The following is a 17,589-nucleotide window of genomic DNA, read 5'->3' as shown; positions in this document are numbered from 1 at the left end:
AGCGAGACACGCATATGAGCAAATCGGCCCGCAAATCCCTGTCCAAGATTTTTGTATGGGCAATCCTTGGCCTGCTATTTGTGGCCCTAGCAGGCTTTGGGATCGGGTCGTTCTCAGGCGGCGCCTCGCGGATGGGATCGGTCGGCGATATTGAGATAAGCGCCGAAGATTATGCCCGCGCCCTAGATCAAGAATTGCGTGCCCGCAGCGGGGAGACGGGGCAAAATGTGACCCTGTCGATGCTGATTGCCAACGGCATAGATGCACAGGTGCGTCAGGGCCTTTTTGCGCGCGCGGCCCTTGATAATGAGGCGGCGATGATGACGCTCTCCATCGGGGATGAGGAGATCGCCAACCAGATTTTGCAAATCCCAGCTTTCCAAGGTGCAGATGGCACGTTCGACCGCCAAGCCTATGAGTTTTTTCTCAGCCAACGTAGTTTGAGTGCTGGCGAATTTGAGGAAGAAATTCGTGCGGATATCGCCCGCACCATCCTGCAATCTGCGATTTTGGGGCGCGTGCCTGCGCCTGCGGCATTGGTTGATCCTTTGGTGGCCTATCAACAAGAATCCCGTGGCTTTTCTTATCTGCCTTTGACCGCCGCCGATTTGGACGCCCCCGTGCCTGCCCCTACGGAAGAGCAGATCATAACCCATTACGAGGCGTTCCCAGATCGCTTTACCCTGCCCGAGGCCCGCGAGATCACCTATATCTGGATCACGCCCAACATCATCATGGATGATATCCCCGTCAGCGACAGCACGCTGCAAAGCCTCTATCAGGAACGCATTGAGGAATACCGCCAACCCGAGCGCCGCTTGGTGGAGCGTTTGGTCTACCCCACAGAAGCAGAGGCCGAAGCCGCTTGGGCGCGGCTCAATGACAACAGCGCAGATTTTGAAACCCTCGTGAGCGAACGTGGGCTGTTGTTGGAAGACACTGATATGGGGGATGTTACCCGCGATGATCTCTCTGCCGCCGAGGCAGAGGCCGTTTTCGCCGCAAGCAATGCGGAATTCGTGGGCCCCGTTGCCTCGCCCTTTGGCCCTGCAATTTTCCGCATTAATGCCGTGTTGGATGCGACAGAAATCCCGTTCGAAGAGGTGCAGGACGACCTGCGCAGCGAAGTCACGGCGGATGCCGCGCGCCGCGCCATTTCTGACCTGCGCGAAGGGTTTGACGACCTCCTCGCCTCAGGCGCCACCCTTGAGGAGGTCGCGGATGAGACGCAAATGGTGCTTGGCACGATCCGCTATGATGGCAGCCAAGAGGATGGCATTGCCGCGTACGAGGCTTTCCGCGCGGTTACAAACACGATTGAAGACGGTGATTTCCCCGAAATTCTCGATCTCTCCGATGGCGGGGTATTCGCCCTGCGGCTTGACCAAATCGTGTTGCCAACCCTGCCGCCTCTTGACGATGTGCGCGCGGATGTTATCGCGGATTGGACAATCTATGCGACCCAAGACGCGCTCTTGGCCCGCGCCGAAGAAATCCGCGCCGATATCGCGGCCTCGGGTCGGCGGCTTGAGCGGTTTGGCGGCTTGATGCGCGAGACAGATGTGCGGCGCAATGACTTTATCGCTGATACGCCTGACGCGCTGGTACAAACAGTGTTTGGCCTGTCCCGCACGGGCGAGATTGCGGTTGTCGGCGGTGAGGCGCAGGCCTTGGTCGTGCGCCTTGATGCGATCAACCCTGCCGATCGCGCCGACCCTGACACGGATCTACTGGCCAATATCCTGACCCAACAAATCAGCCAGTCCCTGACGGCTGATTTATTCGAAGATTTCGGACGCCAGATGCAATCGGCGGTCGGCCTCACCTTTAACCAATCCGTGGTCAACCAAGTCCACGCATCCTTCCCATAAGGCACGGATCATGGCGCTAATCACCCGTTTTGACCGCTTCGCCGAAGGTTGGGCGCAAGGCAAAAACCAGATTGTCTATGCCCGTTTGGCTGCTGATTTGGACACGCCTGTTTCGCTGATGCTGAAACTTGCCAATGCGGGCCAAGACAGTTTCATGCTTGAATCTGTCACCGGCGGAGAATTGCGCGGCCGCTATTCAATCGTGGGCATGGCCCCCGATGTGATCTGGGAATGTCACGGCACACATGCGCGGATCAACCGCCACGCTGCCCAAGATCGGGATCATTTTGTTGATTGCGACATCGCACCCCTCACCTCGCTGCGCGCGCTTTTGGCCGAAAGTCAAATTGATCTGCCCGCCGATATGCCACAGGCCGCAGCGGGTCTATTCGGCTATTTGGGCTATGACATGATCCGTTTGGTGGAGCATTTGCCCGATGTGAACCCAGACCCGCTTGGCCTGCCTGATGCCGTGATGATGCGCCCATCTTTGGTTGCCGTGCTAGATGGGGTTAAAGGCGATGTAACCTTGGTGTCGCCTGCGTTCTTCTCGGCGGATATTTCGGCGGAAACCGCCTATGCGGCGGCCTGCGCGCGGGTGCAAGAGGCGCTCGACAAGCTCGAACAGGCCCCTTCCATCGCGCAACGCCATTTGGGGGTGGATGCAGACACATCTGGCGTTGAGCCCGTTTCCAATTTCACCAAAGAGGGCTATTTCGCCGCCGTGGACAAGGCCAAGGCCTATATTCGAGCGGGCGATATTTTTCAGGTTGTTCCCTCGCAGCGCTGGACGCAGGATTTCCCGCATCCACCTTTCGCCCTCTATCGCGCGTTGCGGCGCACGAACCCGTCGCCCTATATGTTCTTCTTCAATTTCGGGCCTTATCAAGTCGTTGGCGCAAGCCCAGAGATTTTGGTGCAGGTCAAAGGCAGCCAAGTCACCATTCGCCCGATTGCAGGCACACGCCCCCGCGGTGCAACGCCCGAAGAAGATCGCGCGCTTGAGGCGGATTTGCTGAGCGATAAAAAAGAATTGGCCGAACATCTTATGCTGCTGGATTTGGGCCGCAACGATGTGGGTCGTGTCGCCAAAATAGGCACAGTGCGTCCAACCGAAGAATTCATTGTCGAACGCTACAGCCATGTGATGCATATCGTTTCGAATGTTGTGGGCGAATTGTCGGATGAGCATGATGCGCTTTCTGCCCTTTTGGCGGGTCTGCCCGCAGGCACAGTCTCGGGCGCGCCCAAATTGCGTGCCATGCAGATTATTGACGAGTTAGAGCCAGAAAAGCGCGGCGTTTATGGGGGCGGTGTCGGGTATTTCAGCGCGGGCGGTGATATGGATATTTGTATCGCCTTGCGCACGGCTGTTTTAAAAGATGCACAGCTTTACATCCAAGCAGGCGGCGGCGTTGTCTATGACAGTGACCCCGAGTCGGAATTCATGGAAACCGTGAACAAATCGCGCGCCTTGCGCAAAGCTGCGGCAGAGGCCGCGCAATTCGCGGGCCAATCCCATAGCAAAGATTAGACAAGAACGCCTAACGCATGAGGGTCTGTTGCAAGATCGCTGAGACGGGCGCGACCGCATAGCTTGCGTTCACAGCAGCCTACCCCGCCCCCCAAGACAACAGCGCCGCCAAGGTTTCGGGATAGCTGCGGCCCAAAACAATCGAGCTGCCTGTTTGCTGTGCCTCAAAAGCCGCACGATCCAAAAGCCGCAACATGACGGGCGCAGATTGCCCCTTGTCATCCAAAACGCGGTAAAGACGCGCGGCAGGAACGCCATCGCGGGCGGCGGCCTGCTCAAGGCCGCCAAGGCCGAAGGCACCTGCAATCAGCCCATGGCCCGTTTCCCCCATCCGCGCCAGAACCTGACCTTGGAGAGAAACATCCCCGCGCACTGTTCCATCTGCGCTGTCAAGCAAGCCCACAGTTTGCGGCAGGCGGTCGAGCGCGGCCTCGAATGCCGCAAGATCAGCAAACCGCGCCTCTATTACCGCCTCAATCCCTGCCGCACGATATCGCGCCAGTTGCGCCTCTGCATCCATGCGCGTGGGATCAATCACGATGCTCACAGGCACCGTTAGGCTTTGCAAGGTGCTATCGATCAGCGGAAATTCGGGATCATCATAAAGCAAGATTGAGAAAAGCGGCACAGATTGCGGTGCAGAAAACGGCGTTGCGTAGGCCACGACCGCAGGCAGATCTTCGGGCTCTGGCATGGGTGCCGAGGCCGACACGGGGGGGCATCGCGGGTTGTACAACAGGGGCATCTGGCGTGATTGTTGGTCAAATCACGCGTTCTGGCTCAGGTTCTGGCTGCGGCTCAGCCTTTGGCTCTGGCTGCGGTTCTTGCTGTGGTTCTGGCTGTGGTTCTGGCTGGGGTTCTGGCTCAGGCGCGGCGGCAGGGGCAGGATCTGGGGAGGGGGCTGCGGCCTCTTGGGCCTGCTCCACCACCCCGCCCGTGTCTTGCCCTAAGAAATAGGATGTGCCCAATAATCCCGTCACAGAGATCACCGGGCCGATCACGGCACCGACCAAAACCCCTTTAGCATCCGACTTTACCCTCTCTTTTACCAATCAATCTGCGCAGTGCCGCATGTTTTCAGCCCCACCTCCCTTGACCCCGAGGCGCGGCTCTGAACATTTGTAGCCTGAGTAATCTGCCAAAACACCCCCAATTCCGCGAGCCCGTCATGCTTCTCTTGATCGATAATTACGACAGTTTCACCTATAACCTTGTTCACTACTTGGGCGAGCTTGGGGCAGAAACCCGCGTTTTGCGCAATGACGCGCTGACAGTGACCGAGGCCTTGGCCATGGGGCCAGATGGGATTGTTCTTTCACCTGGGCCTTGTGACCCCGCACAGGCGGGTATCTGCCTTGATCTGACCCGCGCTGCCGCCGAGGCCCGCGTGCCGCTTTTTGGCGTGTGCTTGGGGCATCAAACCATTGGCGAGGCCTTTGGGGGTAAGGTCGTGCAGTGCCATGAAATCGTGCATGGCAAACTGGGCGAGATCCATCACAAGGGCATCGGGGTCTTTGCAGGCCTACCTTCGCCCCTTTTGGCCACGCGCTATCACAGTCTGGTGGTCGAGCGCGCCTCCCTGCCCGATTGTCTTGAGGTCACAGCGGAATTAACAGACGGCACGATTATGGGGCTGCGCCATAAAACCCTGCCGATTGAGGGCGTGCAATTTCATCCCGAAAGCATCCGTTCGGAACATGGCCATGCGATGCTGAAAACCTTTATCGACACCACGAAGGGAGCGGTGCCTGCATGAGCGATGCAATTAAACCCCTGATCTTTGCGGCCTCAGAAGGGCCGCTATCCCGCGCCCAAGCCGAGACGGCCTTTACACATCTGTTCGAGGGCACAGCAACCGCCGCGCAAATGGGGGGCTTGTTGATGGCCTTGCGCGCGCGCGGTGAATCCGTCTCAGAATATGCGGCGGCGGCGGCAGTGATGCGCGCAAAATGCACCGCCGTGTCCGCACCCGCAGGCGCGATAGATATCGTGGGGACAGGTGGCGATGGCATGGGCACGCTGAACATTTCCACCGCGACCGCGTTTGTGGTGGCGGGCGCAGGGGTGACCGTGGCCAAACATGGCAATCGCAATCTGTCGTCCAAATCAGGGGCAGCAGATGCGCTGACCGCCTTGGGGGTCAATGTCATGGTCGGTGCCGAAGTCGCAGAACGTGCCATCAATGAAATTGGCATCGGCTTTATGATGGCCCCAATGCATCACCCCGCGATCAAACATGTCATGCCTGTGCGCCAAGAATTGGGATGCAAAACCATCTTCAACATCCTTGGGCCTTTGACCAACCCTGCAGGGGTGAGACGGCAATTGACCGGGGCCTTTGCGATTGACCTGATTTTCCCAATGGCTGAAGTTCTCAAGGATTTGGGATCCGAGAAAGCATGGCTTGTCCATGGGGATGACGGCAGCGATGAGGTGTCGATCTGCGGGGCCACACAGGTTGCAAAGCTTAAGGATGGAAAAATCACAGGCGGTGAAATTCACCCCGAGGATGCAGGCCTGCCCGTTCATCCCTTGCGCGATATCTTGGGTGGCTCTCCTGAGGAGAATGGCCGCGCCTTTGCCGCGCTGCTTGAGGGCGCGCCATCAGCCTATCGCGATGCGGTCCTCTTGAATGCGGCCTGTGCGCTTGTGGTTGCGGATCACGCCAGTGATCTGCGCGCAGGGGTCGAGATGGCCCGCGACAGCATCGACAGCGGCAAGGCCAAGGCAAAACTAACCGCCCTTGCCCGCCTGACATCGCAAGCCTGACATCGGAGGCCGCATGAGCACCCCCACGATCCTAGAAAAAATCAAAGCTTATAAGCTTGAGGAAATCGCAGCCGCAAAGGCAGCGACCCCTCTCAGCGAGGTTGAGGATGCGGCGCGCAATGCCCCGCCACTGCGCCCCTTCGCCGAGGCGCTACAAAAGGCCAGCCGCGAAGGCTATGGTTTAATTGCTGAAATCAAGAAGGCGAGCCCGTCCAAAGGGTTGATCCGCCCTGATTTTGATCCGCCGGCCCTTGCACAGGCCTATGAGGCGGGCGGGGCCACTTGCCTCTCGGTTCTGACCGACACCCCCAGTTTTCAGGGTGCGCCTGACTATCTGGTGGCGGCACGCGCCGCAACCACCCTGCCCGCGCTGCGCAAAGATTTCCTCTATGACACGTATCAAGTGGCCGAGGCGCGCGCTTGGGGGGCCGATTGCATTTTGATCATCATGGCATCTGTCAGTGATGTCCAAGCCGCCGAGCTTGAGGCGGCGGCGTTTGATTGGGGGATGGATGCGCTGATCGAAGTGCATGATGAGGCTGAGCTAGAGCGCGCAAGCGCCCTGAAATCACGCCTCTTGGGGATCAATAACCGCAATCTCAACACCTTTGAGACCAGCCTTGAGACCACCCGCCGCCTGTCGCGCATGGCCCCTGAAGATCGGCTTTTGATCTGCGAAAGCGGGCTTTTCACCCCTGCAGATTTGGCCGATATGGCAAAATATGGGGCGCGCAGTTTCCTGATCGGCGAAAGCCTGATGCGCGCGGATGATGTGGCCGCGGCCACAAGCGCGCTCTTATCTGACCCCTATAATGGCACAATGTGAGGGCGGCATGAGCGAGCAAAAACTGACCCATTTCGACAAAGACGGACAGGCGCATATGGTGGATATCTCTGCAAAAGACGCAACTGATCGCGTGGCGATGGCCGAATGTTTTGTGCGCATGGCCCCTGAGACATTGGCGCTTGTGGAAAGTGGCACTGCGAAAAAGGGCGATGTTTTGGGGGTCGCGCGGCTTGCGGGGATCATGGGGGCGAAGAAAACCGCCGATTTGATCCCGCTGTGCCATCCTTTATCCTTGTCAAAAGTGGCCTTGACGCTTGAGGCAGACAGCGCCCTGCCCGGGGTGCGGATCGTGGCGATTGTGAAAACCACGGGCCAGACAGGTGTTGAGATGGAGGCGCTGACCGCCGCCTCCACCGCCGCGCTGACGGTCTATGACATGCTCAAAGCCGCCGACCGCGCGATGGAAATCGGCGGGCTGCGCGTACTGCTCAAAGATGGCGGCAAGTCAGGGAAATACGAGGCGCAATGATTTCCGTAAGTGAGGCCCTCGCGCGGTGTTTGGACTTAGCGCAGCCCTTACGGGTTGAAGATATCCCCTTGCGCCATGCAGCAGGGCGGGTTTTGGCGCGGCCTGTTGTGGCGATGCGTGATCAGCCGCCCTTTGCGGCTTCTGCGATGGATGGCTATGCAATCCGAAAAGCGGATTTGTGCCTTGGCGCGCGGCTGCGTGTGGTGGGGGCGGCACCCGCGGGACAAGCATGGCAGGGCCAGATTGGCCAAGGTGAGGCCGTGCGTATTTTCACGGGCGCCCCGCTGCCGCAAGGGGCCGATCATATTGTGATCCAAGAGGATGTGACCGCCGCAGAGGATCATATCGTGATCAATGCAGTGGATGACGCGCCCCATATTCGCCCTGCAGGCGCTGATTTCAAAGCAGGGGCAGAGATGACCCCACCGCGCCGCTTGACTTCTGCAGATCTGGCCTTGGCCGCGGCCATGAATGCGCCGCGCCTCTTGGTTTATCGCCGCCCTGAGGTGGCAATCATTGCCACAGGGGATGAATTGGTCAGCCCTGGGGAAACCCCGCGCCCTGATCAAATCATTGCCTCAAACACCTATGGTTTAGCCGCAATGGCCGAGGCTGAGGGCGCGGTCGTGCGCCTTTTGCCGATTGCGCGCGACGGGCGCGACAGCCTTGCCGCCACGTTTGAGATGGCAAAAGGCGCGGATTTGATTGTCACTGTGGGCGGCGCATCGGTGGGCGATCATGATTTGGTTGGCGCCGTGGCCCAAGATCTTGGGCTTGAGCGCAGCTTTTACAAAATTGCGATGCGCCCCGGAAAGCCGCTGATGGCGGGGCGGATGAGGGATGCGGCCCTCTTGGGTTTGCCAGGAAACCCCGTATCCGCCATGGTGTGTGGGCATCTTTTCATGGTGCCGCAATTGCGCGCCTTCCAAGGGCTACCTAAATCCCCGCGCCGCACCAAACAGGCGCAACTGTCAACTGATCTACCCGCCAATGGCCCCCGCGCCCATTACATGCGCGCAAGCCTTGCGCCGCAAAAGGGGGCGGCGCTGCCACATATTGCCCCCTTTACAAGCCAAGACAGCGCGCTCTTGACCATTTTCGCCGAGGCGGGTGCCTTGTTGATCCGCCCCCCGCATGACGGGCCGCGAAGGGCGGGCGATATTGTTGATTACCTCAGCCTTTAACACCTAAAATCGCAGGGGCGTTGACAAAATAGGCGAACAAGGGTAGAACATTCATCGAACATAACCGCATCACGCCAAGCGATGCATGAGCAGAGGCCCGTTCGAGATGTTGACGAAAAAGCAGCTAGACCTGTTGGAATTCATCCACCGCCGCATGCAAAAGGACGGTGTTCCCCCCAGTTTTGACGAGATGAAGGATGAGCTGGATTTGCGCTCGAAATCGGGCATCCATCGTCTGATCACCGCCCTTGAGGAACGGGGCTTTATCCGCCGTCTGGCCCATAAGGCCCGCGCGCTGGAGATTGTAAAACTGCCCGATGCGTTAGAGCAGAAATTTGGCACTGGGGTTGGCACTGGGGCCAAAGCAGGCTTTGCGCCCCGCGTGATCGAGGGGGACAGGGTCGACCCGCTCGCCCGCGCGCAAGCGGTTGAGACCCGCGGGGTCAGCGAATTGCCAATGATGGGCCGCATCGCAGCCGGCACCCCGATTGAGGCTTTGGCGGAAATCTCGCATCACGTCAGCGTACCAGCCTCCATGTTGGCCGCAGGGCGGGCGCATTACGCGCTAGAGGTTAAAGGCGACTCTATGATTGAGGCGGGCATCAATGATGGCGATATGGTCATCATCGAAGAACGCAACAGCGCCGAGAATGGTGACATCGTTGTGGCCTTGGTCGAAGGCTATGAGGCCACGCTCAAACGCTTTCGCCGCAAGGGCAATATGATCGCGCTTGAGGCGGCCAACCCTGCCTATGAAACCCGCGTTCTGCCCGAAGGTCAGGTGAAGGTACAAGGTCGCCTTGTTGGCTTGGTGCGGGTTTACTGACCCCCCTTTTTATCGCGACCTGCCAGACCAAAGCCGCGCACCCTGTGATGCGCGGCTTGTTTCTATGGTAATTGGGCCGATGCCCCTTGGGCAAATGCAAGGCCACAGCGCCCTCACGGGCCATATCGCGCGCATCAAAAAATAGGCAAGGCCCCGGACTATCCGATGGGTTTAGACGGGCGGCAAGGATCACAACATCCGCTGCCGCACAGGCAGAAAGGGCATCCGCCAAGGCCGCCTCGCCCCGTCCGTGCCAAAGACGATACCCTTTGACGGTGGCAGCCTGCCCCGCCCCTTCGCTTACCAAAGCGGTCGTGCGGCCGCCTCGGGTTGGGTCGCGCGATCCCCATTGTTTTCAAGCCAGAGATCCACCACGAACCCCTCGCCGCGCGCATGGCTCGGCACACGCAGGCCCGCCGCATCCATCACCCCCACAAGACGCGCTGAAGTGGCAATCAATATGTCTGGTCGCGGGCTTTGGCCCCAAATCCAAAGGGCCACCCCCATGGGCAAGAGAAAGGCGGCCCGCATTGGCCCGTTCCAAATCAATCCGCCCACAAACCCCGTCGCAAAAACGGCGATGCGCGTGCCCGTGTCAGGTTCCACAGGCAGCGCAAAATATGCTGCAATGCCTGCGGCTAAAAAGACAGGCACCCATAAAAACTGATCTTGGGCTTGCGCGCGGAAGTTAGAAACAACAGCACGAAACCCAAGGCGGCGTTTCAAGATGTGGATTGGTGAATGTGGTGCTGCAATCGGCACGTTCTGCGCCCTTGTCTCCCTGTTGCGGAGTGCCTAAACACAGAGCCAAACCTAGCCGTAAGTTTGTAAGAGAAGGGCTAAGGGCCACCACCCAAACCCGCGAAAGGTAAGCCGATGAACCAGCCTGTCACACGTTTCGCCCCCTCGCCCACGGGGTATTTGCATATTGGCGGCGCGCGCACGGCCTTGTTCAACTGGCTTTACGCGCGCGGGCGGGGTGGAAAATTCCTGCTTCGGATCGAAGATACGGATCGCGCCCGCTCGACCCCAGAGGCGACAGAGGCCATTTTAAAGGGCTTGGCTTGGCTTGGCCTCGACTGGGATGGGGAACCCATCAGCCAGTTTGAGCGCGCAGACCGCCATGCCGAAGTGGCGCGCGCGATGCTGGAAAATGGCACGGCCTATAAATGCTTTGCCACCCAAGACGAGATTGAAGCCTTTCGCGAGGCGGCTCGGGCCGAAGGCAAATCCACCCTTTATCAAAGCCCGTGGCGGGATGCGGCCCCTGAAACCCACCCTGACGCGCCCTTTGTGATCCGTCTGCGCGCGCCGCGTGATGGTGAAACAATCATCGAAGATCAGGTTCAGGGGCGTGTCACCATCGGCAATGCGCAATTGGATGATATGGTTTTGCTGCGCTCGGACGGAACCCCGACCTATATGTTGGCGGTGGTGGTCGATGACCATGACATGGGTGTGACCCATGTGATCCGCGGCGATGACCATCTCAACAATGCCGCACGGCAAAGCCAGATTTATCACTCAATGGGATGGGATTTACCGATTTGGGCGCATATCCCGCTGATCCACGGGCCAGACGGCAAAAAACTGTCCAAGCGTCACGGCGCTTTGGGGGTCGAGGAATATGCCGCGATGGGATATCCGCCTGCCGCAATGCGCAATTATCTCGCCCGTCTGGGATGGAGCCATGGTGATGATGAATTGTTCACCGATGCCCAAGCGACCGAATGGTTTGATCTGGGCGGCATTGGCAAATCGCCTGCGCGGCTTGACTTCAAAAAGTTCGAAAATGTCTGCCAATGGCATATCGCACAGATGGAAGATGCCGCGCTTTTGCGGGATATTGAAACATATCTCGCAGCGGCCAGTCAGCCCGCCCTTTCGCAATCGCAGAAAGATGGCCTCAAATCCGCGCTCTATTGCACAAAGGATCGCGCCAAATCCCTGCCAGAGCTTTTGATGAAGGCCGCATTTGCTTTGAACGAAAGACCAATAAAACCTGACGAAAAGGCCTTAGGGGCGCTGGATAATGTATCCCGTGGTATACTGAAATCATTGACTGCGCAGTTGCAGAATGCTACGTGGACGCGTGAGGGTCTTGAAACGCTGATCGGCGCAGTCGCCGAGGCGCATGAGACCAAGCTTGGCAAATTGGCAGCACCGCTTCGTGCGGCCTTGTCGGGAAAAACAGTTTCACCGAGCGTCTTTGATATGATGCTCGTGCTGGGTCGGGACGAATCCATTGCCCGACTTACGGATGCAACGGTTGGTGCGGATTAAACCAGACCCGCACCAATGAGGCCCCAAGCGCATGCTACGGCCAGATACGTCAACACCCCCCGTGCAAACCCTGTGTTTTGCGCGGCAAAGCGAGAGGGAACGTCATGACTGACACGAAAACGGCCAAACTCAGCATCAATGATCGCGACTTCGATCTACCCGTCTACAGCCCCACAGCAGGGCCTGATGTCATCGACATCACCAAACTATATGGCCAAGCGGGCGTGTTCACCCATGACCCAGGCTTTACCTCCACCTCGTCTTGCGAAAGCCAGATCACCTTTATTGATGGCGACAAGGGCGAGCTTTTGCACCGCGGCTATCCCATCGACCAACTGGCGAAAGATTCGCATTATCTCGAGGTTTGCTACCTCTTGCTTTATGGCGAATTGCCGACAGCGGCAGAATTGGAAGATTTCGAGACCCGCGTGACCCGTCACACCATGATCCACGAACAGATGCATAATTTCTTCCGTGGCTTCCGCCGTGACGCGCATCCAATGGCGACAATGGTGGGTGTCGTGGGCGCAATGTCGGCCTTCTATCACGACAGCACCGATATTGCGGATCCTTGGCAGCGCGAAGTGGCCTCGATCCGTATGATCGCGAAAATGCCAACCATTGCTGCGATGGCCTATAAATATTCCATCGGCCAGCCCTTTGTGTATCCGCGCAATGACCTCGATTATGCGACCAATTTCTTGCGGATGTGCTTTGCCGTGCCCGCCGAGGAATATGTGCCTGATCCTGTGCTAAGCCGCGCGATGGATCGCATTTTCACGCTGCACGCAGATCACGAACAAAACGCCTCCACCTCAACGGTGCGCTTGGCGGGCTCGTCTGGGGCGAACCCGTTTGCCTGTATCGCGGCGGGTATTGCTTGCCTTTGGGGGCCTGCACATGGCGGTGCGAACCAAGCCTGCCTTGAAATGCTGCGCGAAATTGGCACTGTGGATCGCATTCCCGAATATATCGCCCGCGCGAAAGACAAAAATGACTCATTCCGCCTGATGGGCTTTGGTCACCGCGTCTATAAAAACTTTGACCCGCGCGCGAAGGTGATGAAGGAAAGCGCCGATGAGGTGCTGGATCTGTTGGGTGTTGAGAACAATCCAATCCTGCAAGTTGCGAAAGAACTTGAGAAAATCGCGCTTGAAGACAGCTATTTCGCGGATAAGAAACTCTATCCAAACGTGGATTTCTATTCAGGCATCATTCTGGATGCGATGGGGTTCCCAACCTCAATGTTCACCCCGATCTTCGCGGTGAGCCGCACAGTGGGTTGGATTGCACAGTGGAAAGAAATGCTGAACGATCCTGCGGCAAAAATTGGCCGTCCGCGTCAGCTTTATACGGGCCCAACCAAGCGCGATTATGTCGATATCGCAAAGCGCTAAGGCACGACTTTAGACGGAAAAAGAAAAGCCGCCCTCTAAAGGGCGGCTTTTTTGTGTCGTGCAAGGCAGCGGTGGATTATTCCACGCCTTCAATCAAGATCAATTCGCGTATTGAGCTGTCCTTGGCAAATGCCATCGCCTCTCGATAGGCGGGGCTGTCATAGCAGGCATTGGCATCGGCCAAACTGGGGAACCAGATCACCACATTGCGCGCATGACCCTGCCCTTCTTTGATAATCACCTCACCACCGCGCGCCAAGAATTTGCCACCAAAGGCCGCAATCGCAGGGCCTGCCAATTCGGCATAGCGCGCATATTCCTCTGGATTTGTAACGGTGACATGTGCCACCCAATATGCCCCTGCCATATTATGATACTCCCTTAATCACATCCCGCACGGCTGCAAGCGCCGCATCGGCTTGGGTTGCATCCTTCGCCCCCCCTTGCGCCAAATCTGCGCGGCCACCGCCGCCCTTGCCGCCAAGCGCCTCAACGGCTGCCTTGACCAGATCAACGGCGCTAAGCCGCGCGGTCAGATCATCGCTCACCCCGGCGGCCACTGCGGCCTTGCCATCGGCTTCGGCAATCAAAAGAACCGCGCCAGAGCCGATTTTGGCCTTATGCGCATCAATCAAGCTGGGCAGATCTTTGCCAGTAACACCCGCAACCACCTGCCCAAAAAAGGCGATGCCGCCGATATCTTCGGCAGCGACCTCTTTGGCCCCCGCACCACCACCCGCAAGCGCAAGCTGTTGGCGCAATTGGTCGCGTTCATTCTGAAGCGCGCGGCGCTCCTCCATTAACGACTGAACACGGGCCAAAACATCAGGCCCTTGCGCCTTGAGCATCCCGCCAAGCTGGCTGAGGATGCGATCTTGTTGCGCCAAATAATCAAAGGCGGCTTGCCCCGTCAGCGCCTCAATGCGCCGCACACCCGAGGAAGAGGCGGTTTCCGCAAGGGTCACATACAGGCCAATATCGCCCGTCTGGCGCACATGGGTGCCGCCGCACAGTTCAAGACTATAGGTCGCGCCATCGCTGCCCTTGCCCGACCCTGCAAGCTTACCCATGGAGACCACGCGCACCTCATCGCCGTATTTCTCACCAAAGAGCGCCTGCGCCCCCAAATCACGCGCCGCATCAGGAGTCATGATCCGTGTCTCAACAGCCGCGTTTTGGCGGATGAATTCATTCACCTTGGCATCGACCCGCGCCAATTCCTCGGTGCTAAGCGCCTTGGCGTGCGAGAAGTCAAAGCGCAAACGATCCGCCGCGTTCAATGAACCACGCTGCGCCACATGATCGCCGAGCGCGCGGCGCAGGGCCTCGTGCAACAAGTGCGTGGCCGAATGGTTCGCGCGAATGGCGCTGCGGCGGCTGTGATCCACAACCAATTCAGCGGCCTGCCCTGTCTTAATCTCGCCTTCTGTAACCTTGGCGATATGCAAGAACAGGCCCGCAACCTTTTTCGTGTCTGATATTTCAGCGCGGCCCGTATCGGTCTTAACCAGACCAGTATCGCCAACCTGACCACCGCTTTCGCCATAGAACGGGGTTTGGTTCGTGATCAGCGTGACAGCGCCGCCTTTTGCCGCGGCGATCACTTCGGCCCCGTCAGAAACAAGGGCCAAAATCTGACCTTCGGCCTGTTCCGTGTCATAGCCCAAAAATTCGGTCGGGCCATGTTGATCGGCCAGATCATACCAAATTGCGGCATCTGCCGCCTCGCCCGACCCTGACCATGCGGCGCGCGCCTTGGCCTTTTGGGCCTCCATCGCTTGGTCAAACCCGTCTGTATCCACCTTGCGGCCCTTTTCGCGCAGAGCGTCTTGGGTCAAATCCAGCGGAAAGCCATATGTGTCATAAAGTTTGAACGCAGTCTCACCTGCCAAAGCTGCCCCTTCGGGCAGATCAACAAGGGCCTCATCCAACAGTTTAAGCCCACGATCAAGCGTGGTGCGGAAGCGTTCTTCCTCAAGCTTAAGCGTCTCGGTGATCAGCGCCTGCGCGCGGCCAAGCTCGGGATAGGCCTGCCCCATCTGGCTGACCAAAGCAGGCACGAGGCGATACATCAACGGATCTTGCGCGCCCAAAAGATGGGCGTGGCGCATCGCGCGGCGCATGATGCGGCGCAACACATACCCCCGCCCCTCGTTTGAGGGCATAACCCCATCAGCAATCAAGAATGAGGTCGAGCGCAAGTGATCTGCAATCACACGGTGATGCACATTCTTTGACCCGTCTGGATCAACGGATGTTGCGTGCGCAGAAGCCTCAATCAAGGCGCGCATCAGATCGGTGTCATAATTGTCGTGCTTGCCCTGCAAAAGCGCGCCAATCCGCTCAAGACCCATGCCCGTATCGATACTCTGCATCTTGAGAGGCACCATCGAGCCATCAGCGAATTGCTCATTTTGCATGAAAACCACGTTCCAAATCTCGATGTAACGATCGCCATCTTCATCGGCCGATCCAGGAGGGCCGCCCCAGATATGGTCGCCATGATCATAGAAAATCTCGGTGCAGGGGCCGCAAGGACCTGTTGGCCCCATCTGCCAGAAATTGTCGGATGTGGCGATGCGGATGATCCGATCCTCAGGCACTCCCACCTTTTTCCAAATCTCAAACGCCTCGTCATCGGTATGATAGACCGTGGTCAAAAGACGTTTCGGGTCGATATCAAAATCCCTGGTGATCAATTCCCATGCAAAGGGAATGGCCTCTTTTTTAAAGTAATCACCAAAGGAGAAATTCCCAAGCATTTCGAAAAACGTGTGGTGGCGCGCCGTGTAGCCGACATTATCAAGGTCATTATGCTTGCCGCCCGCGCGCACACATTTTTGCGCCGTGGTGGCGCGTGGCGGGTCACGATGCTCAAGCCCTGTGAAGACGTTTTTGAACTGCACCATGCCCGAATTGGTGAACATCAAAGTAGGGTCATTGCGCGGCACAAGTGGCGAGCTTTCTACAATGGCATGGCCGTTGCGTTCAAAATATTTGAGATAGGTTGAGCGAATATCGTTCAAACTGGCCATGAGCACGCGGTCTTTCTGACTAAATCCATCGGTTCTGCGTGGGATACAAGTTTGTCAAAGCACTGTCCACAGGACAAAAACTTGGGGCGGGGATGGAAATTTCAAGGGCCTAAAATACAAGACGCGCGCAGCCCGATTGGGGCTACGCGCGAAACTGTGCTGACGCAAGGAGTGGGGAATTAATCCTCAACCATCGCGCTGTCATCACTGTCATCCATACCGAATTCCAACCCATGGGCGGCGCGGATTTTGTCTTCGATCTCCAAAGCCATGCTTGGATTGTCTTTCAGGAATTGCTTGGCGTTTTCGCGGCCCTGTCCAATCCGCTCGTCCCCGTAAGAGAACCAAGCGCCTGATTTCTCAACCACGCCTACCTTAACACCCAAATCAAGCAATTCGCCCGTTTTCGAGATGCCCTCGCCATACATGATGTCGAATTCCACCTGTTTGAACGGAGGGGCCACCTTGTTTTTCACCACTTTCACACGGGTTTGGTTGCCGACAACCTCGTCACGATCCTTGATCGCACCGATGCGGCGGATATCCAAGCGCACGGATGAATAGAATTTCAGCGCATTGCCGCCTGTGGTGGTTTCTGGGCTGCCAAACATCACACCGATTTTCATGCGAATCTGGTTGATGAAAATCACCATACAGTTTGAGCGCGCGATGGAACCTGTCAGTTTGCGCATCGCCTGAGACATGAGGCGCGCATGCACCCCGACCGAGCTGTCGCCCATATCACCCTCAAGTTCGGATTTCGGGGTCAAAGCTGCAACGGAGTCGACCACCACAAGGCTGACCGCACCAGAGCGCACCAATGTATCGGTGATTTCAAGCGCCTGTTCCCCTGTATCGGGCTGAGAAATCAGAAGATCATCCAAATTCACGCCCAATTTTTTGGCATATTGTGGGTCAAGCGCGTGTTCGGCATCGACAAAGGCGCAAACCCCGCCCTTCTTTTGCTCTTCCGCGACCGCGTGAAGCGTCAGCGTGGTCTTACCCGAGCTTTCAGGGCCATAGATTTCGATGATCCGCCCCTTTGGCAGACCCCCAATCCCAAGGGCGATATCGAGCCCGAGCGAGCCTGTCGATGTCGCCTCAATTTCTTGGATGGCGTTCTCGCCCCCAAGGCGCATGATCGAGCCCTTGCCAAATTGGCGCTCGATCTGTGCCAAGGCGCTGTCGAGTGCCTTTTGCTTTTCCGCCGCGTTGCGATCCGTCATGTCCAGAATATCCGCCATTGCCATTGGTTTGGCTCCTTATTTCACACTGCTGCCAAGGCGGCAATGCTTGCCTGTGTTCACCTCTTGTTCTCGGATATAAATGCAAACAAAAAGAGAACATTTCAAGTAAAATCTTGCAAGGCCCATG

General features: G+C 57.7%; 16 protein-coding genes. 10 read left to right on the top strand and 6 right to left on the bottom strand.

The window, feature by feature from the left end; all coding sequences use genetic code 11:
* Window positions 1-14 precede the first annotated feature (14 nt).
* On the top strand, window positions 15-1,871 hold the full coding sequence (locus AAC632_RS08485) for a SurA N-terminal domain-containing protein (protein ID WP_340296904.1): 1,857 nt from the start codon (window positions 15-17) through the stop codon (window positions 1,869-1,871).
* 10 nt (window positions 1,872-1,881) lie between these two features.
* Window positions 1,882-3,405 (top strand): anthranilate synthase component I, encoded by a 1,524-nt coding sequence (gene trpE, locus AAC632_RS08480; RefSeq protein WP_340296906.1) that lies wholly within the window; start codon window positions 1,882-1,884, stop codon window positions 3,403-3,405.
* 79 nt (window positions 3,406-3,484) lie between these two features.
* Here trpE and AAC632_RS08475 read toward each other — a convergent pair whose 3' ends face one another.
* Complete coding sequence (locus tag AAC632_RS08475) at window positions 3,485-4,099, bottom strand: divergent polysaccharide deacetylase family protein (protein ID WP_340296908.1); 615 nt, start codon at window positions 4,097-4,099, stop codon at window positions 3,485-3,487.
* A 67-nt stretch (window positions 4,100-4,166) separates the two neighbouring features.
* Complete coding sequence (locus AAC632_RS08470; protein WP_340296910.1) at window positions 4,167-4,457, bottom strand: hypothetical protein; 291 nt, start codon at window positions 4,455-4,457, stop codon at window positions 4,167-4,169.
* A gap of 116 nt (window positions 4,458-4,573) precedes the next feature.
* Between AAC632_RS08470 and AAC632_RS08465 the strand changes: the two genes are divergently transcribed.
* The 6 genes from AAC632_RS08465 to lexA all read left to right on the top strand — a co-directional run bounded on the left by AAC632_RS08465 (window position 4,574) and on the right by lexA (window position 9,500).
* Window positions 4,574-5,161, top strand: coding sequence for an anthranilate synthase component II (locus AAC632_RS08465; protein WP_340251573.1), 588 nt, complete (start codon window positions 4,574-4,576; stop codon window positions 5,159-5,161).
* Entirely contained in the window at window positions 5,158-6,174 is a 1,017-nt protein-coding gene (gene trpD / locus AAC632_RS08460) for an anthranilate phosphoribosyltransferase (RefSeq protein WP_340296912.1), read from the top strand. The genes AAC632_RS08465 and trpD overlap by 4 nt, the downstream gene beginning before the upstream one ends.
* Before the next feature lie 13 nt (window positions 6,175-6,187).
* Window positions 6,188-7,000, top strand: coding sequence for an indole-3-glycerol phosphate synthase TrpC (gene trpC, locus AAC632_RS08455; protein WP_340296914.1), 813 nt, complete (start codon window positions 6,188-6,190; stop codon window positions 6,998-7,000).
* Between the two features lie 7 nt (window positions 7,001-7,007).
* A complete protein-coding gene (gene moaC, locus AAC632_RS08450; protein ID WP_317654433.1) occupies window positions 7,008-7,490 on the top strand; it encodes a cyclic pyranopterin monophosphate synthase MoaC in 483 nt (160 codons plus the stop codon).
* The gene (locus AAC632_RS08445; protein ID WP_340296916.1) at window positions 7,487-8,674 is read left to right on the top strand and encodes a molybdopterin molybdotransferase MoeA; all 1,188 of its coding nucleotides are present in this window, start codon (window positions 7,487-7,489) and stop codon (window positions 8,672-8,674) included. The genes moaC and AAC632_RS08445 overlap by 4 nt, the downstream gene beginning before the upstream one ends.
* A gap of 106 nt (window positions 8,675-8,780) precedes the next feature.
* Complete coding sequence (gene lexA / locus AAC632_RS08440; RefSeq protein WP_340296918.1) at window positions 8,781-9,500, top strand: transcriptional repressor LexA; 720 nt, start codon at window positions 8,781-8,783, stop codon at window positions 9,498-9,500.
* Window positions 9,501-9,800: 300 nt separating this feature from the next.
* On the opposite strand, the gene AAC632_RS08435 is transcribed toward lexA, so the two are convergent.
* A complete protein-coding gene (locus AAC632_RS08435) occupies window positions 9,801-10,262 on the bottom strand; it encodes a hypothetical protein (RefSeq protein ID WP_340296920.1) in 462 nt (153 codons plus the stop codon).
* A 114-nt stretch (window positions 10,263-10,376) separates the two neighbouring features.
* Between AAC632_RS08435 and gltX the strand changes: the two genes are divergently transcribed.
* A complete protein-coding gene (gltX, locus tag AAC632_RS08430) occupies window positions 10,377-11,783 on the top strand; it encodes a glutamate--tRNA ligase (RefSeq protein ID WP_340296922.1) in 1,407 nt (468 codons plus the stop codon).
* A 104-nt stretch (window positions 11,784-11,887) separates the two neighbouring features.
* The gene (gene gltA / locus AAC632_RS08425; protein ID WP_340296925.1) at window positions 11,888-13,180 is read left to right on the top strand and encodes a citrate synthase; all 1,293 of its coding nucleotides are present in this window, start codon (window positions 11,888-11,890) and stop codon (window positions 13,178-13,180) included.
* 76 nt (window positions 13,181-13,256) lie between these two features.
* Here gltA and AAC632_RS08420 read toward each other — a convergent pair whose 3' ends face one another.
* The 3 genes from AAC632_RS08420 to recA form a co-directional block, all read right to left on the bottom strand.
* The gene (locus AAC632_RS08420) at window positions 13,257-13,547 is read right to left on the bottom strand and encodes a DUF1330 domain-containing protein (RefSeq protein WP_340296927.1); all 291 of its coding nucleotides are present in this window, start codon (window positions 13,545-13,547) and stop codon (window positions 13,257-13,259) included.
* A gap of 1 nt (window position 13,548) precedes the next feature.
* Window positions 13,549-16,215 (bottom strand): alanine--tRNA ligase, encoded by a 2,667-nt coding sequence (alaS, locus tag AAC632_RS08415; RefSeq protein WP_340296929.1) that lies wholly within the window; start codon window positions 16,213-16,215, stop codon window positions 13,549-13,551.
* Window positions 16,216-16,394: 179 nt separating this feature from the next.
* Complete coding sequence (recA, locus tag AAC632_RS08410) at window positions 16,395-17,465, bottom strand: recombinase RecA (RefSeq protein WP_340296931.1); 1,071 nt, start codon at window positions 17,463-17,465, stop codon at window positions 16,395-16,397.
* Window positions 17,466-17,589: the final 124 nt, after the last annotated feature.

It is taken from the genome of Roseobacter sp. HKCC-CH-9351, assembly GCF_037830295.1.
GTDB lineage: Bacteria > Pseudomonadota > Alphaproteobacteria > Rhodobacterales > Rhodobacteraceae > M30B80.
Note: the sequence above shows the minus strand (reverse complement) of the source record. Positions and strands in the feature narration are given on the sequence as shown.